We start from the raw sequence: 22,584 nt of genomic DNA, 5'->3' as shown, positions 1-22,584 counted from the left end.
CGCCGTCAGCGCCGGTCGGTGAGCTCGTCGCCGTCGTCGTCGGTGAAACCGCGGGTACCCGCGGCCTGCTGCACCACAGCCTCCAGGTCATCGGTGCTGAGCAGCTCCGGGTGCAGGTGCTTGGTGCGGTAGCCGGCCCGGCCCACCATGTGGGCCGACACCGGCACGGTGAGCAGCTGGAAGATCCAGGCCACCACCAGAACCGGCCAGACCCACCAGGTGCGCAGCTGCAGGCCCAGCGCGAAGAGCAGCAGGAACAGCCCCAGCACCTGCGGCTTGGTGGCTGCGTGCATCCGGGTCATCAGGTCCGGAAAGCGGAGCAGCCCCACCGCCGCGGCGAGGGACATCAGGGCGCCGACCACCAGGAAGACCGCCGAGACCGCGTCGATCACGGCGTCGCCGGAGAATGCTTCAGGATTCACGCCTTTTTCTCCCGCCGGTCGGCAACGAAGCGGGCCACCGTGACGGAGCCGACGAACCCGATGAGGGACACCGCCACCAGCAGCATGAGGTTGTTCAGGTGCCGGTTCACGGCCATGTCGATGCACAGTGCTGCGCCCAGGATCGCCAGCAGGACGTCCGCGGCGAGCACCCGGTCCAGCAGCGACGGGCCCCGGGCGATCCGGATGATCGCTCCCCCGGCAGCCAGGGACAGCACCACCGCAGTCACCGTCAGGACAAGTTGCATCATGACCCCACCTCCTGGTTCAGAGCGGACAATTCGGCCGGGGTGCCCATGATCCGGATCAGCCCCGCCTCCGTGTCGCGGACGTTCCTGCGCAGCTGCGCGGCATCGTCCGCCGTGCGGACATTGATGCCGTGGATATAGAGCGTGGACGTGGACCGGTCCACCTCCACCACCAGTGACCCCGGGATCAGCGCGGTCACGTGCCCCGTCGCCGTGACCAGCAGATCGGAGTGGCTCCGCAGCGGGACGGCGACGACGGCGCTGATCACCTTGGGGCCCTTGGCCACGGCCAGGTACAGCACCTGGAAGCTCGCTGTCACGACCTTGGCCAGGAAGCCAAGGGCGAACGCGGCGGCCCGGAGGACGTTGAAGCGACCGCCGAGTTCCACCGGCGGCAGGTAGAACAGCCGGGCCACAACAATGGCGATGAGCGCCCCAAAAAGCAGGTTCCCCGGGCTGAAGTTCTGCCACAGCGCGCCCCAGACAATCACGAGCCAGACCAGCAGTGGCAGTTCCTGGCGCAGCGAGATGCGTTTCCGGTTCATTTACGCTCCTGCCCGCTGGCCGGCGGACCGCCGCCGGTTTCCGGCTCGGGCTGGGCGATGGCCGGGACCGGCGCCGCGTCGCCGAGAACCGCGTGAATATACGAGGTCCGGTCCAGCATTTCGACGGCGGACTGCTCCGCCACCTTGAACAGCGGCCCGGCGAATACCGTCAGGCCGACGCCCAGGACGACCAGGCCCAGCGTGGAGCCGACCATGGTGCGTGGCAGCAGCGTGACATTGGACTTTCCGGCCCGGTCCCCGGTGGCCGAATCCGTAGGGTCCGCCAGCAGCACCGGGTCGGGGTGTTCTGCGTCCTCGGGCTTGCGCCAGAAGGCGCGGTTCCAGACCCTGGCAATGGCCAGCAGGGTCAGCAGGCTCGTCACTACCCCGCCGATCACCAGGGCGTAGGCCAGCGGGGTTCCGAGCTGGATACCGGCCTGCAGCAGGCCGATTTTGCCCAGGAAGCCGGAGAACGGCGGGATGCCGGCCAGGTTCATGGCCGGGACGAAGAACAGCACCGCCAGCAGCGGGGACAGTTTGGCCAGGCCGGCGAGGCGGTCCACCGAGGAGCTGCCGCCCCGGCGTTCAATCAGGCCGGTCACCAGGAACAGGCTGGTCTGGATCGTGATGTGGTGGGCGACGTAGAAGACGGCGGCGCCGAGCCCGGCCACCGAGGACATCGCCAGGCCGAACACCATGTAGCCGATATGGCTGACCAGGGTAAAGGACAGCAGACGTTTAATATCGCTCTGGGCCAGCGCACCAAGGATCCCCACCAGCATGGTCAGCAAGGCGGCCACCATCAGGGGGCCGTTGAACGTGTCCCCCGGAAACAGGAGCGTTTCGGTCCGGACCATGGCGTAGACGCCCACTTTGGTGAGCAGTCCGGCGAACACCGCCGTGACCGGCGCCGGCGCCGTCGGGTAGGAGTCGGGAAGCCAGAAGGAGAGCGGGAACACCGCGGCCTTGATCCCGAAAGCCACGAGCAGCATCACGTGCAGCAGGTTCTGCGTGCCCTGGTCCAGGTCCGCGAGCTTGACGGCGAGATCGGCCATGTTAATGGTTCCGGTGGCCCCGTAGATCATGGCGATCGCGATCAGGAAGAGCACTGAGGATACAACCGAGACCACCAGGTAGGTCACCCCGGCCCGGATCCGCGGACCCGTCCCGCCGAGGGTCATCAGGACATAGCTGGCGGTCAGCAGGATCTCGAAGCCCACGTAGAGGTTGAACAGGTCCCCGGCGAGGAAGGCGTTGGAGACCCCGGCCACCAGGATCAGGTACGTGGGGTGGAAGATCGAGACCGGCGCGTCCTCGTCCCCGTCGGCCATGCCCTGCCCGGTGGCGTAAACCAGCACGGCCAGGCTCACGGCGGACGACACCACGAGCATCAGCGAGGAAAACTGGTCCACCACCATGACGATGCCCCACGGCGGCAGCCAACCGCCGATGTTCACCGCCGCCGTGCCGCCCTCCCAAACAGAGGCCAGCAGCCAGCACTCGAGCAGCAGGGTCAGCGACAGGACCACGATGCTGACGGTCCGCTGTGCCCGGGAATAGCGGATCAGCAGGAACGTCAGGGCAGCTCCGAGGAGGGGAAGGATGACGGCGAGCGGGGCGAAGCTGGCAATGTTCACTGTCCGCCTCCTTCCTTGCTGGGTGGCGGCTTGCCGGGCGGCGTGACGTTCAGGGATCCGGGCTGTTCCTCGGACGCGGCTGCCTTGGCGTCGAGTACGCGGTCGGCGACCTTGACGATGGCGTCAGCCCCGGCGGGAACGTCGGAGACCGACTGGCCGTCCGAGCCGAGCATGGTCAAGGGGAATTCGGATGTTTCCGCCGGGATCACCGAGTCGTCCTCGGCGTCGAAGCTGGGGGTTTTGGCGACGCGGCGGTCTTCGGCGTCGTCCTGGATTTCGTCCTGTCGGCCCAGCACCCACGTGCGGTAGATAATGCCGAGCATAAACGCGGTGACGGCGAAGGAGATCACAATCGAGGTGAGGATCAGGGCCTGCGGCAGCGGATCGCTGTAGTCCCCGGGATCGGTGTCCTTGTTGAACAGCGGTGCCAGGCCGGCATAGCCGCCGGTGGTGAGGATCAGCAGGTTGGTGGCATTGGTCAGCAGCATCAGGCCGAGCAGGACCCGGGTGAGGCTGCGTTCCAGGAGCAGGTAGATGCCGCAGGCGTACAGGGCGCCCATGACCGTCAGCAGGGTCAGATTGACGCTCATGCTTTTCCCTTGGCTGTGGTTTCGGCAGCGATTCCGCCGGCTTCCTGCTCCTCGGACGGTTCTACGGGGGGCCCCTCGGGGTGCTCGTCGAAGTGCTCGTCGAAGTGCTCGTCAATCTCGGCCCCCAGGCTGCGCAACACATCCAGCACCAGGCCGACGACGACGATGTAGACGCCGACGTCGAAAATCGTGGAGGTGACGAACTTGACGTCGCCAAAGACCGGCAGCCAGAACTCAAGGATGGCGGTCTGGAAGACCTGGCCGCCCAGCAGCAGCGGCGCCACACCCGAGGCCGCGGCGGTGGCGAGCCCGATGCCCAGCAGGGCGCCGGCGCTGACCGGGGTTGCCTCGCGCAGCTCGAAACGGCCGCCGGCCAGGTACCGGATGGTGAGGGCCAGTCCGGCGGTGAGACCGCCGGCGAAGCCTCCGCCGGGGAGGTTGTGGCCGGCCAGCAGGAGGTAGATCGAGAAGACAATCATCGAGTGGAAGATCAGCCGGGTGACCACCTCGAAGATGATCGACCGGCGTTCCGGCGCCAGGGTCCGCCCGGCCACCAGCCACGCATCGCGGCTGGAGGCGGCAAAGCGTCGGCTCATGGCAAGCGCGGCGGCGTCGCGGGTGTTGCCCCGGCCTGCGCTTCGGCTTGGCTGCCGGCGCCCCACGGAGCCCGCTGCCACCGTGGCGGACGTCTGGATCCGGTCCCCGCGGCCCCGGACAAAAATCAGGCTCGCGACCCCGGTGGCCGCCAGCGCCAGCACCGAGATTTCCCCGAAGGTGTCCCACGCGCGGATATCGACCAGGGTGACGTTGACGATGTTGAGGCCGCCGCCGCCTTCATAGGCCAGCTTCGGGAATTGGAGCGAGATGGGCGTCGCCACCCGGGCGCCCAGGGCGTAGATGGCGACGAAGACCATGGTGAGGCCGAACGCCGCGCCGATGATTACGCGGATCACCCGGTATCGCCCGCCGGTGCGGTCGCGAAGTTCCGCGGGGAGGCTGCGCATGGCGAGGACGAACGCCACCAGGATGATGGTTTCCACCAGCATCTGGGTCAGCGCGAGGTCCGGGGCGCCCTGCAGCGCAAACATCAGGGCGATGCCGTAGCCGGTAACGGACACCATCAGCACGGCCAGGAAGCGCTTGTTGGCGCGCACGGCGGCCAGCGCGCCGATCACGATCCCGGCGCCGACGACGATCTGCAGCGGGGCGTTGGGGTCGATGAAGTAGAGGTCCGTGGGCAGCGGCCTGCCCGCCAGCACCAGCGCGGTCAGCGGCAGGACGAACGCCACGGTCAGGATGACGGACAGGTAGAAGTACAGCGAACCCCGCTGGGTCCGTCCGGTGATCCAGACGGCGGCGTCGTCGAGGGCGCCGATTGTCAACTGGTAGCTGCGGTCGCCGTCGATCCAGCCGGGGACCCGCCCCTGGAGCCGGGAGACGGCGTTGCGGCCGTAAAACATGGCCAGGCCCAGGGCGAAGGTGATGGCGGTCAGCCCCAGGGCCGTGGTCACACCGTGCCACAGCGCCAGGTGCCCGGCCGCGGCGACGGGGTCCCCGCCGTCGGGCACGAACAGCGCCGCGTACGGCTGGATCCAGCCGTCCACCGGCGCCGGCCACAGCCCGTAGACAATGGTCAGCAGCGCCAGGACGGCCGGGGCGGCCAGGAAGGCCGGCTGGATCGGTTTGAATGGCGTGGCCTCGACGCCGGGCTTGACGGCGAAGGCGCCCCACATGAACCGTGCACTGTAGGCGAAGGTCAGGATGGATCCCAGCACGACGCCGATCAGGACCACGAGCCCCCACCCGCCGGCGGCGGTGTCGGTGCAGTAGTGAACAAACGCTTCAAACACCGACTCCTTCGCGACGAAGCCGGCCATCGGCGGGATGCCGGCCATCGAGGCGGTACCAATCGCGGCGACGATCGCGAGGGCGCGGGAGGAGCGGTAGACGCCGGAAAGCTTGCGGATGTCGCGGGTCCCCGACTGGTGGTCGATGATGCCCACCACCAGGAAGAGCGTGGCCTTGAACAGTCCGTGTGCCAGCAGCAGGGCGAGACCGGCGAGCGCAGCGTCGGGTTTGCCGAGCCCCACGACCATCGTCAGGAAGCCGAGCTGGCTGACCGTGCCGTACGCCAGGATGAGCTTGATGTCCGTCTGGCGCAGCGCGCGGTAGCCGCCGACCAGCATCGTGGCCAGGCCAAGGCCGAGCACCAGCGGCAGCCAGGGCGGGGTGTCGGCGAATCCGGGCGCCAGCCGCGCCACCAGGTAGATGCCGGCCTTGACCATGGCCGCGGCGTGCAGGTAGGCGCTCACCGGGGTGGGGGCCGCCATCGCGCCGGGCAGCCAGAAGTGGAAAGGGACCAGCGCGGATTTGGTGATCGCACCAACCAGGATGAGGACGACGGCGGCGGCGACTGCTCCGGCGGCGGGCCCGGCGACGAGGGCTGGTGCCTGATCGAGGATGGCTGAGATCCGGTACGTCCCGGCATTGAAGCCCAGGATGATCAGGCCCACCAGCATGGCCAGGCCGCCGGCGGTGGTCACAATGAGGGCCTGCAACGCGGACCGGCGTGCCGACAGCCTGGTCCGGGCGTAGCCGATCAGCAGGTAGGACAGGACGGTGGTCAGTTCCCAGAAGATGAACATCAGGAGCAGGTCATCGGCGGTGACGAGGCCGAACATGACGCCGGCGAAGGCCAGCAGCTGGGCGCCGAATCCGCCGAGGTAGTCGTCCTTGTCCTTGAAATACCGGGCGCAGTAAACGAGGACCAGCGCCCCGACGCCGAGCACCAGCAGGGACATCACCCAGGCCAGCGCGTCCATCCGGAAGGCAAGCTCAATCCTCAGCTCGGGGATCCAGGGCAGGACTTCGGCCACTCCGGCGGGGGCTGCGCCGCCGGTGCGGGCCGAACCCGTGCCCGAATACACGGCACCGTGCTGCAGGACCAGCCAGACAAACGAGCCCGCCGGCACCGCAGCGAGGGCGTAAAACGAATTCCGGCCGAACTTCCGGAACAGAAACGGCGCCACAGCAGCCACCGCGAAGTGCACGGCAAGGACTGTGATCACTGGTATCTCCGCAACGTCAGGAATTCGATGGTCAAAAGTTGGAGCAGGCGGGGCAATCGTTAGGTTCAGTCCGGACAGTTTACCAAGCGTCGACAAATTCTTTTGGCAGCATGCGTCAAGCCCCGTCCCCGCTGCGGATAATATTCGAGCTATGAACTCCGCTGCTCCACCAGAGGCCATGCGCCCCGCTTCGGAACTGGAATCCGGAAACCAGGTCCCGCAGAAGGGACGCGTCCTCGCGTGGGCTGCCTGGGACTGGGGCTCGGCCGCGTTCAACGCGGTCATGACCACGTTTGTCTTTACCGTGTACCTGACTTCCAACGCCTTCGGCGGGGAGGACCAGGCCTCAGCTGTCCTGGGCGGCGCACTCGCCATCGCCGGTGCCGCCATCGCCCTGCTTGCCCCGGTGACCGGGCAGCGTTCCGATGCCGGCGGGCGCCGGAAGTTCTGGCTCGGGGTGAACACTGCCGCCGTCGCGCTCCTGACCGCACTGTGTTTCTTTGTCTTCCCGCGCCCGGAGTTCCTGCTGCTCGGGGTGACCCTGATCGCGCTGGCGAATGTGTTCTTCGAGTTTGCCGGCGTGAACTACAACGCCATGCTTGCCCAGATCTCCACGCCGCAGAACATCGGCAAGATCAGCGGCTTCGGCTGGGGCATGGGGTACCTCGGCGGCATCGTGGCCCTGCTGCTGGTGCTCCAGGTGTTCGTCCAGCCCAGCTTCGAGTGGTTCGGTGCCTCTACGATGGACGGCCTGAACATCCGGCTGGTCGCGGTGTTCTCGGCGCTGTGGTTCTTTATCTTTGCGCTGCCGGTGCTGTTTGCCGTCCCTGAGCTTCCCAAGACCAGGCAGGGCGCGGGCCCGGGATTCCTGGCTTCCTACGGGCTGCTGGTGCGTCGGGTCAAGGCGATCCACCGGACCAGCCCGCACACGATTTACTTCCTGCTGGCCAGTGCCGTTTTCAGGGACGGGCTGGCCGCGGTGTTCACCTTCGGCGGCATCATCGCCGCGGGTACGTTCGGCTTCGAACTCAAGGACGTCATCCTTTTCGCGATCTTCGGGAACGTTGTCGCCGCGGTCGGCGCCATCGTGGGCGGCTTCCTCGACGACCGGGTCGGGCCGAAAGCAGTCATCACCGGTTCGCTGCTCGGACTGCTGATTGCCGGCACCGTGATCCTGGTCCTGGGCAACGGGAACTATTCCTTTTTCGGCATGGACTGGGCCGGCACGACCACGTTCTGGGTCTTCGGTTTGTTCCTGTGTCTATTTGTCGGGCCGGCGCAGTCCTCCTCGCGGGCCTACCTCGCCCGGCTCGCCCCGCACGGTGAATCCGGCGAACTGTTTGGCCTGTACGCCACCACCGGCCGGGCCGTCAGCTTCCTCGCCCCCGCCCTGTTTACGCTGTGCATCGCGATAGCCGCCCCGCTGGTGGCCCCCGGTGAGGCGCAGCGCTGGGGCATCCTCGGCATTATGGTGGTGCTGCTGGCCGGGCTGCTGCTCCTGCTCCCGGTCAAGGCGCCGGGCAGGATAGAAATCGCCACCGTCCCGGCTGGCTGAAGCGGCCCTAAAACTCCGGGCAGCGCACTAGGCTGGAGGCATGAACGTGGATGAAACTGACCTCCCGGGACTGGGCCGGCGCAAGGACTTCATGACCGCCTCCGGGCGGCGGATCGGCGTCGTGGAATACCGCGAAGGCCAGACTGAACTGATCGTCTCCACCTGGGATGATCCGGACACCTGCCAGGCGTCCATCCCCCTGACGGCCGATGAGGCCGCCGCGCTGGGAAACCTGCTGGGCGGCCAGCGGCTGGCCATGCAGCTTTCGGAGGCCCACCGCGAGATTCCGGGAATCGTCACCCGGCAGTTCTCGATTGCCGGCGATTCCCCGTTCCACAACCAGCCGATGGGCAAGGCCGCCATCCGGACCCGGAGCGGCGTCTCGATCGTCGCCATCATGCGCGAGGGTGAGGTCCTCCCCTCACCCGGACCCGACGTCGTCCTGCACGCCGGTGATCTCCTGGTGGCAGTCGGAACACAAGAAGGCCTGGACACGGCGGCCGGCATCCTGCGCAACGGCTGAGCGGATGGATCCGCTCGCACTGACCCTGATCGAACTCGGGGCCGTCGTCTTCTGCCTCGGCCTGCTGGCGAGGCTGGCCGGGCGGGTCGGCATGTCCCCCATTCCGCTTTACCTGATCGGCGGCCTGTTTTTCGGCGCCGGGGGCATCGTCAAACTCGAGGGTATGCACGAATTCACCCATCTCTCGAGCGAGATCGGTGTCATCCTCCTCCTGCTTATGCTCGGACTGGAATATACGGCCGCAGAGCTGGTCACGGGGCTGCGCCGCTCCTGGCAGGCCGGCGTCCTGGACCTCGTCCTGAACTTCGCGCCTGGCGCGCTGCTCGCGATCCTGCTGGGCTGGGGCGCTGTCGGAGCCATGGTGATGGGCGGCGTCACCTACATCTCGTCGTCGGGGATCGCAGCCAAGGTGATCACGGACCTGGGCCGGATCGGTAACCGTGAAACCCCGGTGGTCCTCTCCATCCTCGTATTCGAGGACCTCGCCATGGCGGTCTACCTGCCCATCCTCACGGCCACGCTGGCCGGCGTCAGCTTCGTCGTGGGTCTGCAGACGGTCGGGATCTCACTCGCCGTGGTCACAGTGGTCCTGATGGTCGCGCTGCGCCACGGACACCATGTGTCCAAGGCCGTGCACAGCGAGAACTCCGAGGTGTTCCTGCTCAACCTGCTGGGCGCCGCCCTGCTGGTGGCCGGGCTGGCCGCCGCCATGCAGGTATCGGCGGCAGTGGGGGCCTTTATGCTCGGGATCGCCATCTCAGGTGCCACTGCCCACAGCGCCACCAGGATCCTCGAGCCGTTGCGGGACCTCTTCGCAGCCATCTTTTTCGTGGTCTTCGGCCTCAACACCGACCCCACCAGCATCCCGCCGGTGCTCGGTTGGGCCCTCCTGCTGGCCCTGGTCACGGCGGCCACCAAGATGCTCACCGGGATCTGGGCGGCGAAGCGCGCCGGGATCGGCCTGCCGGGGCGTTTCCGCGCCGGGGCCGCGCTGATCGCCCGCGGGGAATTCTCGATCGTTATCGCCGGCCTGGCGGTCGCCTCCGGGGTGGTGCCCGCGGAGCTTGCCGCCTTGGCCACCGCCTATGTGCTGATCATGGCCGTCACCGGCCCGCTCGCTGCCCGGTTCGTGGAACCTGTCGTGGCGATGCTGCGCCGCCCGGCGAAACCGCCGACGGTGCGGACCGCCGACGGAATCTAGACGTCGGTGCGGTGGAAGTTCTGGTGGCTCCGGCTCGCGGTCGGGCCGCGCTGGCCCTGGTAGCGGTTGCCGTACGGGCCGGAGCCGTACGGGTGTTCGGCGGCCGAGGTGAGCCGGAAGAAGCACAACTGGCCGATCTTCATGCCCGGCCACAGCTTGATCGGCAGGGTCGCCATGTTGGACAACTCCAGGGTCACATGACCGGAGAAGCCCGGATCGATGAATCCCGCGGTGGAGTGCGTGAGCAGCCCCAGCCGGCCCAGCGAGGACTTGCCTTCGAGCCGGGCGGCGATGTCGTCGGGGAGCGTCACCGTCTCGTAGGTGGAGCCAAGCACGAATTCGCCGGGGTGCAGGATGAACGGCTCGCCGGCCTCAACCTCTACCAGCCGGGTCAGCTCGGGCTGTTCCTCGGCCGGGTCAATGTGGGCGTACTTGTGGTTGTCGAAGAGCCGGAAGAACCTGTCGATCCGGACGTCCACCGACGAGGGCTGCACCATGGCAGGGTCGTACGGCTCCAGAACAATCCGTTGGGAGTCAATTTCGGAACGAATGTCGCGGTCGGAGATCAGCACAGTCTCAAATTACCGTACTCGCCGGGATCAACCGTGCCCGGGACCCCTGTTAGCCCGGCTGTTACAGCTCTGCCTGTTCTTCCAGCACGGACTTGAGCTGCTCCAGCTGGCAGACTTCCGCCTTCATCCGCCGGCCAAACGGCGACTTCAGCCGGGCCAGGAACCCCCGGGGCTCACATTCCAGGGCGAAGCGGACGCGGGTACTCCCGCCCTCGGTACTCAGGTAGTAGCCGCCGCGCGTCCGCTCCGGCCCGGCAAGGACCCGGTACTGGATTTCCGCGCCGGGCCGCGCCTCGGTGATCTGGAAATCCCCGCTCACGGTCCGGCCGCCGCGCCCGGCGGTGGTCTGGCGGTAGACGGCTCCCTTGGTCCCGGCAGCGCCGGATTCCAGCTCGATGCTCCGGACGCCGGCACGCCAGCTCGGCAGGTTGCGGGCGTCGATCAGGAAGTCGTACACACTCCTGGCATCCCGCGCGATGACGACGTCGTACTCTGCGATGGTCACGGAAATCCTTGCTCGGCGGACGGCTGATGGCGTAGCCCGCTTCCCCCGAACTGCAGCTAACCATTTCAGGATAGACAGCAAGGCCCGTCCGGCGCGGCTGCGGGGACGGGCCTTTACCGAAGAGTTATGGGACTCCCCGGTTTGTGTACTGGTCTGTGACTACCGCCCCGAACAGCAACGCGGGGTCAGCTACGGCCCATCAGGGGGCCTGGGATGGTCGCGATGTGACCCCGGGTTGGTGTGGGGGTCCCGCCGCGCTGGCCAAGGAGCTTCCCGGCCAGCCGGCTCAGTCGGAGAGGTGCGCGAATGCCTCGTCCACGGCCTGCCAGGGAGCCGTACCCGGCTCCTGCGTCACCCACCAGATGAGCCCGGCCAGTGCCGTGCTCTGCACGGACCATGCGAACACCTGGGCACGGAGGGCGTCGACGCCCGGTTGGGCGACGGCGAAGTCGTAGAGGCTCTGTCGCCACAGCCGGAAGGGGGCCGAGGTGCTGCTCTGGAGCTCGGGGGTCCGTCCGACGATGTGGATCCGGTGGCGGGCGGTAGGGTCGGCGTCACCGTCGCGGATCATGCCGACGAGGGCGGTGCGGGCGCGCTCGAGCAGAGGGGCTTGCGGTGAGGTCTGCTCGAGCGCGTCCGTGAGGATCTGGAACGAGGCGGTGAGCGGGCCCCACACGATGTCCGCCTTCGTGGGGTACCGGCGGAAGATCGTGCGCGCGGTAACGCCCGACTCGGCGGCGACGTCCGCGACGGAGACCTCGTGGAATCCGCGCTCCGCCCAGAGTCGCAGGGCGACCGCCTCGATCTGTTCAGCCGTGACGGCGACCGGGCGACCGCGGGGTGGCTTCGGTGTCCCGGCGTCGGTCATGGCAATACCCTAGTCGCCGGCCGCTTTATGTCATAGAGTGACGCAAAGTAGCCCGACGTCGGTCCGGAAGCGTCCCGCCCGGACACAGGCGTCCGGGGAAGCGAAGGAGCAAGGCATGCCAGAGTCGAAGCCCGCTGACCACAGCTATGACGTCGTCGTCGTCGGCACCGGTGCCGCCGGACTGGCGACAGCCATGGGAGCCGCAGACGAGGGCCTGCGCGTCCTCCTCCTGGAAAGCACCGGCAAGTGGGGCGGCAACACATCCATGTCCGGAGGCGGCATGTGGATGCCCAACAACCCGCTCATGCAACGCGACCGCGCCGGCGACTCCCGCGACGAGGCGCTGACATACCTCGAGGCGACGGTCGGCGACGAGGGTCGCGCCACGACGCGGGCCCGCAAGGAGGCCTTCGTCGACGGCATCGCCGACTTCGTCACCACCGCTGAGAAGTACGGTGTGACATTCGTGCGTGCGGCGGACTACCCCGACTACTACCCCGAGCTCCCGGGCGGCAAGATCGGCCGCGGCCTTGAGGTGAAGCCGTTCGACATCAAGAAAATCGGCGACTGGTGGAAGACCTGCCAGGCGCCCGCCGCGATGCCGGTCAAGACCGATGACGTCTGGCTTCTGGGTCGCGCCTGGTCGACGCCGGCCGGCTTTGTCCGCGGGGCGCAGCTCGTCTTCCGCGCGCTCGGCGGCGTCGTCACCGGCAAGAAGCTCGGCGGCATCGGCGCCGGGTTCGCCGCTGCTTTCCTCGACGTCGTTGTGCAGCAGCAGGGGGCTGAGCTGTGGCTCAATGCGCCGCTGCAGGACCTCGTCGTCGAAAACGGCGGCGTCGTCGGGGTGCGGATCACCCGGAACGGCAGGCCCGTGACCATTGGCGCGACGCGTGGGGTGATGCTCGCCGGCGGCGGCTTCGACCACAACAAGGACCTCCGCCAGAAGTACCACGGGATCGACGGCGACCCGTCGGGCGCTCCGGGCAACCTCGGGCGCCCGATCGAGATCGCGCAGGACAACAGCGCGGCGCTCGAGCTCATGGATGATGCGTGGTGGGGCGGATCGATCGCCGCGGCGCCGGGTCACGGCCCCGCGTTCATCGTCGGGGAGCGTTCGCTGCCCTACTCGGTCATTCTCGACGCCAAGGGTGACCGGTTCGCGAACGAGTCCGAGTCCTACGTCGACCTCGGCCACCACATGCTCGAACACGACAAGGACGGGCCATACTGGATGGTCGGCGACGTCCGGCACGCCCGCCGCTACCTGCGCACCTTCGCGATCGACCCGAAAAACAACAAGGCGATGAAGGAGGCGGGGATCATGGTCAAGGCGGACACCCTCGACGGGCTCGCCGCGAAGCTCGATATGGATCCTGCCCGCCTGAAGGCGACCGTCGCCTGGTTCAACGGCTTCGCGCGTACCGGCGTCGACGGCGACTTCGGCCGCGGCAACTCCGCCTACGACCGCTACTACGGCGACCCGACGGTCCACCCCAACGCCTGCCTCGGCCCGATCGAGAAAGGCCCGTTCACTGCATTCAAGGTAGTGATCGGGGACCTCGGCACCAAGGGCGGCGTCGTCACCGACGCCGAGGCCCGGGCCCTGCGCGAGGACGGCACCGTCATCGAGGGCCTCTACTCGGCCGGCAACAACTCCGCGTCCGTGATGGGACGGACCTACCCCGGTCCGGGCTCGACCATCGGACCCGCCGTCGTGTTCGGTCTCCGCGCTGCGCGCCACATGGCACGCCAAGGCGGCTGACGGCACAGACGCCGGGTGTTCTGAGAAGGCTGCCGACTGGGGTAATGTGAATCTCGTTGTTTTCACCGGGATTGTTGTCCAGATTCTTGGACAGTCCCCGTGCGGCTGTAGCTCAATGGTAGAGCGCTAGCTTCCCAAGCTTGATACGCGGGTTCGATTCCCGTCAGCCGCTCCAATTCCTCGCCAAACTCCGCTCAGCGGACGTCCCGGCCGCGGGCCGCTGCCTGTATCGTTCGGAGTCAGGAACCTCTTCGGTTCCGCTACAGGAGCGATCATGGCTGACAAATCCCCCCGTCAAGCAGCATCCAAGAAGTCCGTCAAATCCATCAAGGAAAAGCGGGCCGACAAGAGGACCGCCGCAGCGCCGCCCAGCTCCCTGGACAAGGCCACCAGCTCCAAGCCGGCGACTCCCAAAAAGAAGTGAGCGGAACCGTGAGCCCCCTGACCCTCGGAGTCCTTGCCAGCACGCGGAAACCGGACGAGCGCCGCCTCCCGATCCACCCCCTGCACGTGGGCCGCATTGCCCCGGAGCTCCGGCAGCAGCTCATCCTGGAGGAGGGCTATGGCGAGCGTTTCGGCGTCTCGGACGCCCACCTCGCCCCGCAGGTGGGGCGCATCGTTCCTCGGGCGCAGCTGCTGGCCGAGGCCGACGTCGTTCTGCTGCCCAAGCCGCAGCCCGAAGACCTGGCCGAACTCCGGGACGGGCAGGTCCTCTGGGGCTGGCCGCACTGCGTCCAGGACCAGGCGATCACGCAGCTGGCCATCGACAAGAAGCTCACGCTGATCGCCTTTGAGGCGATGAACCACTGGGCCAGCGACGGCGGTTTCGGCCTCCACGTCTTCCACAAGAACAACGAGCTGGCCGGCTACTGCTCGGTGCTGCACGCCCTGGCCCTGACCGGGTCCACCGGGGATTACGGCCGCCGCCTGAGCGCCGTCGTCATCGGCTTCGGGGCGACCGCCCGCGGCGCCGTCACGGCGCTCAACGCCCACGGCATCCATGAGGTCCAGGTGCTGACCAGCCGGGGCGTGGCCGCGGTGGGCTCGCCCATCCACTCGGTGCGGATCGCCCAGTTCGACCATGACGACAAGGCGCCATTCCTCAGCGAGGTCATCACCGAGCGTGGCCGGGTTCCGCTCGCACCGTTCCTCGCCGGGAGCGACATCGTGGTGAACTGCACCCTGCAGGACCCAAACGCGCCGCTGACATACCTGCGCACCGAGGACCTCGGCGCGTTCCGGCCCGGCAGCCTGATCGTGGACGTGTCCTGCGACGAGGGAATGGGTTTCAGCTGGGCGAAAACCACCACCTTCGCCGAACCGATGTTCAAGGTCGGGGACCACATCGACTACTACGCGGTGGACCACAGCCCGTCGTACCTGTGGAATTCATCCAGCTGGGAAATCAGCGAAGCGCTGCTGCCGTTCCTGGAAACCGTCATCACCGGCCCCGAGGCCTGGACGTCGAACGAGACCATCCGACGCGCGATCGAAATCCGCGACGGCGTCGTCCTCAACCCGGAGGTGCTGCAATTCCAGCAGCGGAAACCGGAGTACCCGCACCTACCGCTGGCAGGCTAGCCCCACCGCAGGCTTTCGCGGCAAAAGGAGAAAAACGGACAGCCGCTGCGGGGACCCACGCAGCGGCTGTCCGAACGCTAGGGTGTGGCGGCTGCGGGCCGCCCGCCCGGGCACTTCCCCCAGCCGGGACCCTTGCGGACAATCGTCACGAGCCGCCGCCGGTCCTTAGGTCCACTTTGAGCATCAACTGGCCGCGGCCAGCGCCGGCACCCCGCCGGAAACCAGGACGGCCGTTTGCGGATCGCATGCTCGGCCGGCCAGCCGATCACCGGCCCGCCCGCCGATCAGCACCATGATGTGCAGGCTCATGACGCGCCCGCGGATGGCCATGTGGGAGCTGATCTGAACCAGCTGGTTGGCGGCGGTCAGGAACATCAGGCGCCAGAACCCGGCCAGCACCTTCGCCGCCCCGAACCACACCAGGGAAGGCGCCAGCGCGGCCATCAGCACCGGCAGGCTCATCGCGAACACCGCGACGAAGGGTGCCATGAGCCACGGCCAGTCGACGGTGGGTTTGCTCAGCGCGTAGTTCAGCCCTTCACGCAGCATCCCCTTCCGCCCGGGCACCGGGGCGCTGATGTACAGCTGGTCCTTCCGCAGCGCGAGCAGCATCGGGACGGTGGAGCAGCAGGCGACGGCGTTTGCAGCGAACGGCATCACGAAATGCATTGGAGGGTTAGTTGAAGCGCCCCGCTACTGCGCCCGCTATTTCGCGGACTTCTCGACCGTGCCAATCGCTTCACGGAGACCCGCTGGCCCCTCAGCCGTAGCGGACACTGCTCGGAGAGCCTGACCCGGAACCCAGGAATCAACTATTTGCACCTGCTGGACCTCGCCCGAGACGACGTGCGCCGTCGCCAGCAAGCAGAAAGACTCTTTTCTGCCGATCGCGCGCGAGCTAGGTTTCACGTTTTCGTGAAGCATCGCCCGGGCCGCAATCAAGCATCCATGCGTATTGGAACCAATGAGCAATGTGACGTGTTGTTCGCTGGAGAATGGGTTTGGCAGCCTAATGACCAGCCCGAAGTCTGCGGTCGGGGCGGTGGCGCCCCCATCGTCGACGGTCGTTTTGGCCTCAAATCGGCGCCCGTCAGCCAGTACGATGGCATGCCCGTCAAACTCAACTCCCGCGTCCAGGCGCGACAACAGCGTTCGGGTCACGGTGTTGTGGACCGGACCGCCAATCACTATGAGATTTCGGTTCCAGCTTGTTGAGGGAAAAGTACCCGACAGCCTTGTGCGGCATTCCACCTTCAGCATGTTGGTGAGATATGAAGACACCTCGCCTCCTGCGATCGCTTCGCTCGGAAACACAAGTGAAGAATTTTCCCGGACAGAACTTTCCGGGGCAGTCGTAAGGACCAGCTCCACTCGCTTCTCGCGCAGGACGCCCCACAGTCGCCCGGCAGGGCGCGTCTTGGTCCACCGGCTCCAAACCCGGCGAGCCAATAGTCCAAAAACAAACGCAAGGCCTCCGGAGAATAGATCTCCGGAGACCCCGCTGAAAATTTCATCAATCATTCCTTGGCCCCCCAGCCAGTTGACCGTTGTCGATGACGATTATTTCGCCTTGCAGGTCTTCATTGGAGCTCATCTTAACCAGTCGCTCAGCAACTTCCGGCGCATTGAGCAACTTACTTCCGGGAATTGACCGCTGCAGCCTTTCGAAATGGCCAGGATCCGCCTCATGTAATTCACGGACCCCCGGATGATCGACCGTTCCAAGGACTGCCACGTTTAGGCGGATCCCGGCTTCGGCCAGTTCCGGTGCTAAACCCTTCGTCAATCCGTGCAGGGCAGCCTTGCTTGCTGAGTAGATTGGCAACCCATAGTTCCCGAGCGCATTGATGGACGACGTCAGCAGTATCGAGCCACCCTGCCGGAGAACTCCCCGTGTTGCCTCAATGACATCGACTGCCGAGAGAAAATTGTCCCTGAATGTTTCGTCGATTAGATCCAACTCCGGACGGAAGTGTTCTTGAAGGACTTCGCGTGCCAGGGCGCCGCCAGCGACATGAATCACGCAATCGAGTGCAGCTATGGGCAATTCGAAACTCGGGATGGAATCTCCGTGGCCCAAGTTCGCTTCGATGAATCGTCCGTGCCACACCGCACTGGCGGGCGGAGTTCGATCGATCCCCCATACATCGAAGCCCCGTTTCCGAAGTGCGGTCGCAACCTCGGAGCCGATATAGCCGCCAACCCCCGTGACCAACGCTGTACGGGCAACTTCGTTGATTTCATAAGGCATGCTGACAGTCTTACATTACGAGCCGCCGGCTCCGGCTCTCTCGGAACCGCGAGTCAGCCATCTTCCACCTAGGCTGACTCGCCGATTTTGGAAATCATCCTCCATATGCCAAACAAGCCAAACATGATGGAACGCACTGCAAGGCCGCAGCGCGATCAGCATGCCAACCGGGAGACCGCACGTTCGACCCCGCCCACCTCCGCTCCATCTTGGCCGTGGCCGAAACACTCAGCTTCACCAAGGCCGCTGAACGGCTGGGCCTCGCGCAGCCGACCCCCAGCCCGCACGTCCGCAAGCTCGAGACCGCGGCGCAACTGGTCCTGATGGCACGCGACGCCAGGGACGTGCGCCGGACCGACAACGGGGACGCCATGGCCGGTTTCGCCCGCAGCATCTCTTAGCGCACGACGCCGCCTCCCGCTACTTCTACTTCTCCGGACCGGCCATGCGCGGCCGGCTGCGCCTCGGCACGGCGGACGACCTTGCGATCACCGGCCTCCCAAGGATCCTGCGAGAGTCCGGCAGGTCTATCTGGAACTCACAGTGGGTCAAAGCGACCAGCTCTACAAGCGCCTCAACGCCGGCCAACTGGACCTTGTGTTCGGCAAGTCGGTGGCCGGAGCCAGGGACGGCACGGTGGTGCAGCAGGACTCCTTCGCCAGGGTGAGACTGGAGCAGACCTCGCTGGACCCGGCCGAGCCCGTGCCGCTCATTGCCTACCCAGCCCCGAGCCTAAGCCGGAAACTGGCCATCGACGCGCTTGAATCCGCGGGCCGGACCTTGCGGATCACGCGCACCCCGCAGATCAGCGGAATGCTGGCCGCGGTGCGGGCCGGCATCGGCGTGGCGGTGATGCCGTCCTCACTAAGGTGCCTGCGTACCCGGACTGCGTACCTGCCGATGTACCTACTCGGGTTGCGTACTTACGCATACCATTGATCCACTCGTATTCGTGGCTTATCCTTAGTGTGTTGAAGGTCAAGCAGCGGCCTATGACAACGATTCGAACTACGGACGTTGTCTGGTGAGTCTGCCGAGCGGCGACCCGCCGGAGGCGTTCGGGATAGGCCGACAATGACGCCAGCCATTAACCGACCACACACCTCCACCGCATCGGCAACCCGGAGTCTCAAACCCGTGGCCCCGCTCTCGCAGGTAGTGCACCGCGGCGCGTCCGCGCACCACCCGAGCCGCGGACGCCTGGACCCGCACCAGACGACCCTGGTTGAGGCCGAATACGTCGGTAACCCCTACTGCGAACGGTGCGGAACCGACGAGTTCATCTATCTTGAGACGTTTGTTCCGGCCACGCACCACCGGGACGGCTCCATCAACCGACTGGGCGAAGTGACGTACTTCTGCTCCGGTTGCGACGATTTCTCTGCGCACGCCGTGCCGGCAACCTGGGTGCCGCCGGGCTGGTACTTCGGCTGAGTCAGCGGGCCTCGGGCCCCTTTGAACCACGAGCCGGGGGCCCACCGTTGGAGGGTGGCCCCCCGGCTCGTTTGTGTCTGCCCGCAGGCGACGGTCCCTAGATCAGGCCCTCGGACAGGTGGTTCGGCGTCCCGAACCGGTGCGCCGTGATGCTGATGGCCTGCTCGTGCAGGAACGGCAGCAGTTCAACGCGCCCGGCTTCGGTGACCGGATGGTGGTAGCTGGCCAGGTCGGGACGTCCGCCGGTGGCCTCGGCCAGCGCCGTCGCGTTCCCGCCGATGAGCCGGATCCGCGAGGTGGCAAGCCTCGCCGCGCCGGCAAGCCGGGCGGCGGAGGCCAGCCAGCCGGCGTCGTCCTCCACTGTCAGGTCGATCCCGAGCCCGGTAAGCACGGTGCGCAGCGGGGCGGGAAGTTCGACGGCGGTGGACACCGTGAGCGCGGAACCGGCCAGAACGCCGGCTGCCACCGTCCGGACCAGGCGGGCCAGCGGTTCGCCTTCGGAGAGCCGGACCGTGACCGGCAGCGCGCGGTAGCGGAAGATGTTCCGCTCGGCGCTGAGTCCGGAAACGTCCCTGGCCGTTCCGAATTCCTCGGCCCAGGCGAGGGCGTCGGAGGCCAGGGCACGGCGCAGGACCTCCCGCTCGCCGGCGGACAGGATGCCCTGAGCCGCCTGCTCGATCCGGCGGACGCCGGGATGCGCAGGCGCCGCGGCGTCCCCCGCCGCGGCGCTGGGCTTGCTGGCCCATTCGCCGAGGCCAACGAGGTAGTTCGGACCGCCGGCTTTAGTGCCGGCGCCGACAGCGGACTTCTTCCAGCCGCCGAACGGCTGGCGCTGAACGATGGCGCCGGTGATGCCGCGGTTGACGTAGAGGTTGCCGGCCTGGACGGTATCGAGCCAGAGCCCCAGTTCCGCCGGGTTCAGCGAATGCAGTCCGGAGGTGAGGCCATAGTCGATCTGGTTCTGGATGGCGATGGCGTCCTCAAGGGTCTCCGCCGTCATCACGCCCAGCACCGGACCGAAGAATTCGGTCAGATGGAAGTAGGATCCGCGGCGCACGCCGTAGCGGACGCCCGGGCTCCAAAGCCGGCCCGTTCCGTCCAGTTTCCGGGGCTCGACGGCCCAGCTTTCGCCTTCGCCCAGCGCGGTGAGGGCGTTGAGCAGCTTGCCGCCCGCGGGTTCGATGATCGGGCCCATCTGGCTCGTCGGGTCCTCCGGGTAGCCGACCTTCAGCGAGGTGACGGCGTCGATCAGCTGGTTGTGGAAGCGCTTGGACCTGGCCACCGATCCGACCAGGATGACGAGCGAGGCGGCGGAGCACTTCTGGCCGGCGTGGCCGAATGCGGAGTAGGCGACGTCCTTGGCGGCGAGGTCCAGGTCGGCACTCGGGGTGACGATGATGGCGTTCTTGCCGCTGGTCTCGGCCAGCAGCGGCAAGTCGTTGCGGAAGGAGCGGAAGAGTTCGGCGGTCTCGTAGCCGCCGGTGAGGATCACGCGGTCCACCGCGGGGTGCGAGATCAGCTGCCGGCCAAGCTCCCGCTCGCCCAGCTGGACCATGGTCAGCACGTCCCGCGGGACGCCGGCTTCCCAGAGCGCCTCGATCATCACGGCGCCGCTGCGCCGGGCCTGCTTGGCGGGCTTGATCACGACGGCGGAGCCGGCGGCGAGGGCCGCCAGGGTGGAACCGGCCGGGATGGCCACCGGGAAGTTCCAGGGCGGCGTGACGACGGTGAGCTTCGCCGGGACAAATGTGGCTCCGTCAACGTCGTCAAGCCTGCGGGCCGATTCGGCGTAATAGTGCGCGAAGTCAACGGCTTCGCTGACCTCCGGATCGCCCTGGTCTATGGTCTTGCCGGTCTCGCTGGCCATGACCTCCAGCAGGTCGGCGCGGCGGGATTCGAGGACGTCGCCGGCGCGGTGCAGGATCGCCGCGCGCTCGGCCCCGGACAGCGCACCCCAGGCCCTGCCCTTGTCCACAGCGGTTTCAATGACCGTGTTGAGGGTGGCCTCGTCATTGATCGTGGCGGCCTCGACGGCGGCGTTGCCCAGCACCGAGGTCGGCACCCGCTCCAGGATGGCGCGGCCCCAGTCGCGGTTGGCCGGCAGCGAGGGATCCGTGTCGGCGGTGTTCTCGAAGGAATCGTGCGGCATCGGCCCGGCCGGAAGGGCACGGTTCTGCCGGCGGTTGGGCGGCGGGACCTCGTCGTCGAGCCTGGTGAGCGAGGCGAGGAAGCGCTGCTTTTCGCGTTCGAAGAGGGTTTCGTTCTCACTGAGTTCGAAGACGGCGGACATGAAGTTGTCCTGGCTGGCGCCTTCCTCGAGCCGGCGGATCAGGTAGGCGATCGCGACGTCGAACTCGGCCGGGTGGACCACGGGCGTGTAGAGCAGCAGCGAGCCGACGTCCTGCTTGACTGCTTCCGCCTGGCCCTGGGCCATGCCGAGCAGCATTTCGAACTCTACGCCGGATTCCACGCCGCGCTGCTTGGCAAGCAGCCAGGCGAAGGCGATGTCGAAGAGGTTGTGCCCGGCGACGCCGATCCGGATATTGCGGATCCGGTCCGGATGCAGCGCGTAGTTGATGACGCGCTTGTAGTTCGTGTCCGAGTCCTGCTTGGTGTGCCAGGTGGCGAGCGGCCAGCCGTGCAGCGAGGCCTCCACCTGTTCCATCGGCAGGTTCGCGCCCTTGACCACGCGGACCTTGACTGCGGCGCCGCCGCCGGCACGCCGCGCGGCGGCCCACTCCTGCAGGCGGATCATGGCCGAGAGGGCATCCGGGAGGTAGGCCTGGAGCACGATGCCGGCCTCAAGGTCCTTGAATTCAGGCTTGTCCAGGATCCGGGTGAAGACCGCAATGGTCATGTCCAGGTCCTTGTACTCCTCCATGTCCAGGTTGATGAACTTGGCTTTCTGTCCGCCGGTGGCAAAGGAGGCGGCGCGGGTGAAGAGCGGTGTGAGCTTTTCGACGACGTGCTCCACGGCCTCATCGAACGCCCAGGCGGAGTGCGGGGCCACCGTGGAGGAGACCTTGATGGAGACGTAGTCGACGTCGGGGCGGGCCAGCAGCTTGTGCGTACCCTCGAGCCGGCGCGAGGCCTCGTGTTCGCCGAGCACGGCCTCGCCCAGCAGGTTGACGTTGAGCTTGATGCCGTCCTTGCGGATCCTGGCGATGGCAGGACCCAGCTTCGCGTCGGTGGCGTCGACGATCAGGTGCCCGACCATCTCCCGCAGCACGCGGCGGGCAATCGGGATGACCACCTGCGGCAGGACCGGAGCCATCGTGCCGCCCAACCGGACGGCGCCGCGCATGTACCAGGGCAGGAACGCCGGGACCTTGGGGGCCAGCGCGGCGAGGTTGCGGGCGGCGACCTGCAGGTCCTCGGGGCGGACCACGCCGTCGACGAACCCGACCGTGAAGTCCAGGCCGTTGGGGTCCTTCAGGACCCCGGCGAGCTGCTCGGCGGACGCATCGACGGGGACCTTGGCAGCCTCGGTGAGCCAGTGGCGTACCAGCCTGATGGCCTCCTCGGCGAGGGCTGCGGCCTCGAGGACCGGAGAGCCTTCCGCGACAGGTGCGTGAACGCCCGGCTGCGTTGAAATGTTGGTCATGGCTGGTACTCGTTCTTTCTCAAGAGGGACGTTCTAAATTCAGTATGGGACCGGATTTTCATAAGATAAAGCGATGTTTTCCGAGCAATACTGGTTAGAAAAATCGAACAGTCACCCTCCCGCACACACAGATGCGCCATCACTTTTGGCCCCCAAGAGGTGCAAATGGGAGCCAAAAGTGATAGCGCAACCGGGGAGGA

19 protein-coding genes, 1 tRNA gene and 2 pseudogenes are annotated in these 22,584 nt (G+C 66.9%); 9 read left to right on the top strand and 13 right to left on the bottom strand.

Annotated elements, in window-relative coordinates; translation table 11 throughout:
* Window positions 1-5: 5 nt before the first annotated feature.
* Genes mnhG through AC50YM_RS16690 form a run of 6 tightly spaced genes read right to left on the bottom strand, consistent with a single transcriptional unit; the run spans window position 6 to window position 6,528 of the window.
* Window positions 6-422: a monovalent cation/H(+) antiporter subunit G gene (gene mnhG / locus AC50YM_RS16715; RefSeq protein WP_494958071.1), complete on the bottom strand. Its 417-nt coding sequence runs from the start codon at window positions 420-422 to the stop codon at window positions 6-8.
* Window positions 419-691, bottom strand: coding sequence for an MrpF/PhaF family protein (locus tag AC50YM_RS16710; protein WP_494958070.1), 273 nt, complete (start codon window positions 689-691; stop codon window positions 419-421). Before AC50YM_RS16710 ends, mnhG begins: the two co-directional genes overlap by 4 nt.
* Complete coding sequence (locus AC50YM_RS16705; protein WP_494958069.1) at window positions 688-1,233, bottom strand: Na+/H+ antiporter subunit E; 546 nt, start codon at window positions 1,231-1,233, stop codon at window positions 688-690. The genes AC50YM_RS16710 and AC50YM_RS16705 overlap by 4 nt, the downstream gene beginning before the upstream one ends.
* Window positions 1,230-2,870 carry a Na+/H+ antiporter subunit D gene (locus tag AC50YM_RS16700; RefSeq protein ID WP_494958068.1) on the bottom strand — a complete coding sequence of 547 codons (1,641 nt, stop codon included), beginning with the start codon at window positions 2,868-2,870 and terminating at the stop codon, window positions 1,230-1,232. The genes AC50YM_RS16705 and AC50YM_RS16700 overlap by 4 nt, the downstream gene beginning before the upstream one ends.
* Complete coding sequence (locus AC50YM_RS16695) at window positions 2,867-3,460, bottom strand: Na(+)/H(+) antiporter subunit C (protein ID WP_494958067.1); 594 nt, start codon at window positions 3,458-3,460, stop codon at window positions 2,867-2,869. The genes AC50YM_RS16700 and AC50YM_RS16695 overlap by 4 nt, the downstream gene beginning before the upstream one ends.
* Window positions 3,457-6,528: a Na+/H+ antiporter subunit A gene (locus tag AC50YM_RS16690; protein WP_494958066.1), complete on the bottom strand. Its 3,072-nt coding sequence runs from the start codon at window positions 6,526-6,528 to the stop codon at window positions 3,457-3,459. Before AC50YM_RS16690 ends, AC50YM_RS16695 begins: the two co-directional genes overlap by 4 nt.
* A gap of 151 nt (window positions 6,529-6,679) precedes the next feature.
* On the opposite strand from AC50YM_RS16690, the gene AC50YM_RS16685 reads away from it, so the two are divergent.
* From AC50YM_RS16685 to AC50YM_RS16675, 3 genes are read left to right on the top strand one after another with little or no spacing between them, the layout of a single operon-like run.
* Window positions 6,680-8,083 carry an MFS transporter gene (locus AC50YM_RS16685; protein WP_494958065.1) on the top strand — a complete coding sequence of 468 codons (1,404 nt, stop codon included), beginning with the start codon at window positions 6,680-6,682 and terminating at the stop codon, window positions 8,081-8,083.
* A gap of 40 nt (window positions 8,084-8,123) precedes the next feature.
* Window positions 8,124-8,606, top strand: a complete 483-nt coding sequence (locus AC50YM_RS16680) for a cation:proton antiporter regulatory subunit (protein WP_494958064.1) — start codon at window positions 8,124-8,126, stop codon at window positions 8,604-8,606.
* A gap of 4 nt (window positions 8,607-8,610) precedes the next feature.
* A complete protein-coding gene (locus AC50YM_RS16675) occupies window positions 8,611-9,807 on the top strand; it encodes a cation:proton antiporter (protein ID WP_494958063.1) in 1,197 nt (398 codons plus the stop codon).
* On the opposite strand, the gene dcd is transcribed toward AC50YM_RS16675, so the two are convergent.
* The 3 genes from dcd to AC50YM_RS16660 form a co-directional block, all read right to left on the bottom strand.
* A complete protein-coding gene (gene dcd, locus AC50YM_RS16670; protein ID WP_494958062.1) occupies window positions 9,804-10,379 on the bottom strand; it encodes a dCTP deaminase in 576 nt (191 codons plus the stop codon). The two genes, AC50YM_RS16675 and dcd, sit on opposite strands and share 4 nt — an antisense overlap.
* A gap of 61 nt (window positions 10,380-10,440) precedes the next feature.
* Window positions 10,441-10,884 (bottom strand): SRPBCC family protein, encoded by a 444-nt coding sequence (locus AC50YM_RS16665; protein WP_494958061.1) that lies wholly within the window; start codon window positions 10,882-10,884, stop codon window positions 10,441-10,443.
* Between the two features lie 286 nt (window positions 10,885-11,170).
* The gene (locus tag AC50YM_RS16660; protein WP_494958060.1) at window positions 11,171-11,752 is read right to left on the bottom strand and encodes a TetR family transcriptional regulator; all 582 of its coding nucleotides are present in this window, start codon (window positions 11,750-11,752) and stop codon (window positions 11,171-11,173) included.
* A gap of 115 nt (window positions 11,753-11,867) precedes the next feature.
* Between AC50YM_RS16660 and AC50YM_RS16655 the strand changes: the two genes are divergently transcribed.
* The 4 genes from AC50YM_RS16655 (at window position 11,868) to AC50YM_RS16640 (ending at window position 15,095) form a co-directional block, all read left to right on the top strand.
* A complete protein-coding gene (locus tag AC50YM_RS16655; protein ID WP_494958059.1) occupies window positions 11,868-13,514 on the top strand; it encodes an FAD-dependent oxidoreductase in 1,647 nt (548 codons plus the stop codon).
* Window positions 13,515-13,615: 101 nt separating this feature from the next.
* A tRNA-Gly gene (locus tag AC50YM_RS16650) sits at window positions 13,616-13,689 on the top strand.
* A gap of 99 nt (window positions 13,690-13,788) precedes the next feature.
* Window positions 13,789-13,938, top strand: coding sequence for a hypothetical protein (locus tag AC50YM_RS16645; RefSeq protein WP_494958058.1), 150 nt, complete (start codon window positions 13,789-13,791; stop codon window positions 13,936-13,938).
* A gap of 8 nt (window positions 13,939-13,946) precedes the next feature.
* A complete protein-coding gene (locus AC50YM_RS16640) occupies window positions 13,947-15,095 on the top strand; it encodes a N(5)-(carboxyethyl)ornithine synthase (RefSeq protein WP_494958057.1) in 1,149 nt (382 codons plus the stop codon).
* Window positions 15,096-15,284: 189 nt separating this feature from the next.
* On the opposite strand, the pseudogene AC50YM_RS16635 reads toward AC50YM_RS16640, so the two are convergent.
* From AC50YM_RS16635 to AC50YM_RS16625, 3 genes and pseudogenes are all read right to left on the bottom strand, one after another.
* A pseudogene (locus AC50YM_RS16635) lies at window positions 15,285-15,746 on the bottom strand (MFS transporter); the annotation flags it as partial.
* Window positions 15,747-15,800: 54 nt separating this feature from the next.
* The gene (locus tag AC50YM_RS16630) at window positions 15,801-16,616 is read right to left on the bottom strand and encodes a hypothetical protein (RefSeq protein WP_494958056.1); all 816 of its coding nucleotides are present in this window, start codon (window positions 16,614-16,616) and stop codon (window positions 15,801-15,803) included.
* Window positions 16,609-17,346, bottom strand: coding sequence for an SDR family NAD(P)-dependent oxidoreductase (locus AC50YM_RS16625; protein WP_494958055.1), 738 nt, complete (start codon window positions 17,344-17,346; stop codon window positions 16,609-16,611). The genes AC50YM_RS16630 and AC50YM_RS16625 overlap by 8 nt, the downstream gene beginning before the upstream one ends.
* 206 nt (window positions 17,347-17,552) lie before the next feature.
* Between AC50YM_RS16625 and AC50YM_RS16620 the strand changes: the two are divergent.
* Both AC50YM_RS16620 and AC50YM_RS16615 read left to right on the top strand, forming a co-directional pair.
* Window positions 17,553-18,213, top strand: a pseudogene (locus AC50YM_RS16620) (LysR family transcriptional regulator); the annotation flags it as partial.
* 270 nt (window positions 18,214-18,483) lie between these two features.
* Window positions 18,484-18,780, top strand: coding sequence for a hypothetical protein (locus AC50YM_RS16615; protein WP_494888792.1), 297 nt, complete (start codon window positions 18,484-18,486; stop codon window positions 18,778-18,780).
* Between the two features lie 97 nt (window positions 18,781-18,877).
* Here the strand turns inward: AC50YM_RS16615 and AC50YM_RS16610 are convergent, their stop codons facing one another.
* Window positions 18,878-22,384, bottom strand: coding sequence for a bifunctional proline dehydrogenase/L-glutamate gamma-semialdehyde dehydrogenase (locus AC50YM_RS16610; RefSeq protein ID WP_494958054.1), 3,507 nt, complete (start codon window positions 22,382-22,384; stop codon window positions 18,878-18,880).
* Between the last annotated feature and the right edge of the window lie 200 nt (window positions 22,385-22,584).

This window comes from Pseudarthrobacter sp. RHLT1-30-1 (genome assembly GCF_059383415.1).
The sequence above is the reverse complement of the archived record's forward strand: the minus strand, read 5'-3'. Positions and strand labels throughout refer to the sequence as shown.

What these genes read in the sequence shown, in the direction of transcription:
- AC50YM_RS16625 (WP_494958055.1), bottom strand. Translation starts at nt 17,346, where the DNA reads ATGCCTTATGAAATCAACGAAGTTGCCCGTACAGCGTTGGTCACGGGG.
- AC50YM_RS16610 (WP_494958054.1), bottom strand. Translation starts at nt 22,384, where the DNA reads ATGACCAACATTTCAACGCAGCCGGGCGTTCACGCACCTGTCGCGGAA.
- AC50YM_RS16710 (WP_494958070.1), bottom strand. Translation starts at nt 691, where the DNA reads ATGATGCAACTTGTCCTGACGGTGACTGCGGTGGTGCTGTCCCTGGCT.
- AC50YM_RS16695 (WP_494958067.1), bottom strand. Translation starts at nt 3,460, where the DNA reads ATGAGCGTCAATCTGACCCTGCTGACGGTCATGGGCGCCCTGTACGCC.
- AC50YM_RS16675 (WP_494958063.1), top strand. Translation starts at nt 8,611, where the DNA reads ATGGATCCGCTCGCACTGACCCTGATCGAACTCGGGGCCGTCGTCTTC.
- AC50YM_RS16705 (WP_494958069.1), bottom strand. Translation starts at nt 1,233, where the DNA reads ATGAACCGGAAACGCATCTCGCTGCGCCAGGAACTGCCACTGCTGGTC.
- AC50YM_RS16660 (WP_494958060.1), bottom strand. Translation starts at nt 11,752, where the DNA reads ATGACCGACGCCGGGACACCGAAGCCACCCCGCGGTCGCCCGGTCGCC.
- AC50YM_RS16645 (WP_494958058.1), top strand. Translation starts at nt 13,789, where the DNA reads ATGGCTGACAAATCCCCCCGTCAAGCAGCATCCAAGAAGTCCGTCAAA.
- AC50YM_RS16630 (WP_494958056.1), bottom strand. Translation starts at nt 16,616, where the DNA reads ATGATTGATGAAATTTTCAGCGGGGTCTCCGGAGATCTATTCTCCGGA.
- AC50YM_RS16655 (WP_494958059.1), top strand. Translation starts at nt 11,868, where the DNA reads ATGCCAGAGTCGAAGCCCGCTGACCACAGCTATGACGTCGTCGTCGTC.
- AC50YM_RS16685 (WP_494958065.1), top strand. Translation starts at nt 6,680, where the DNA reads ATGAACTCCGCTGCTCCACCAGAGGCCATGCGCCCCGCTTCGGAACTG.
- AC50YM_RS16680 (WP_494958064.1), top strand. Translation starts at nt 8,124, where the DNA reads ATGAACGTGGATGAAACTGACCTCCCGGGACTGGGCCGGCGCAAGGAC.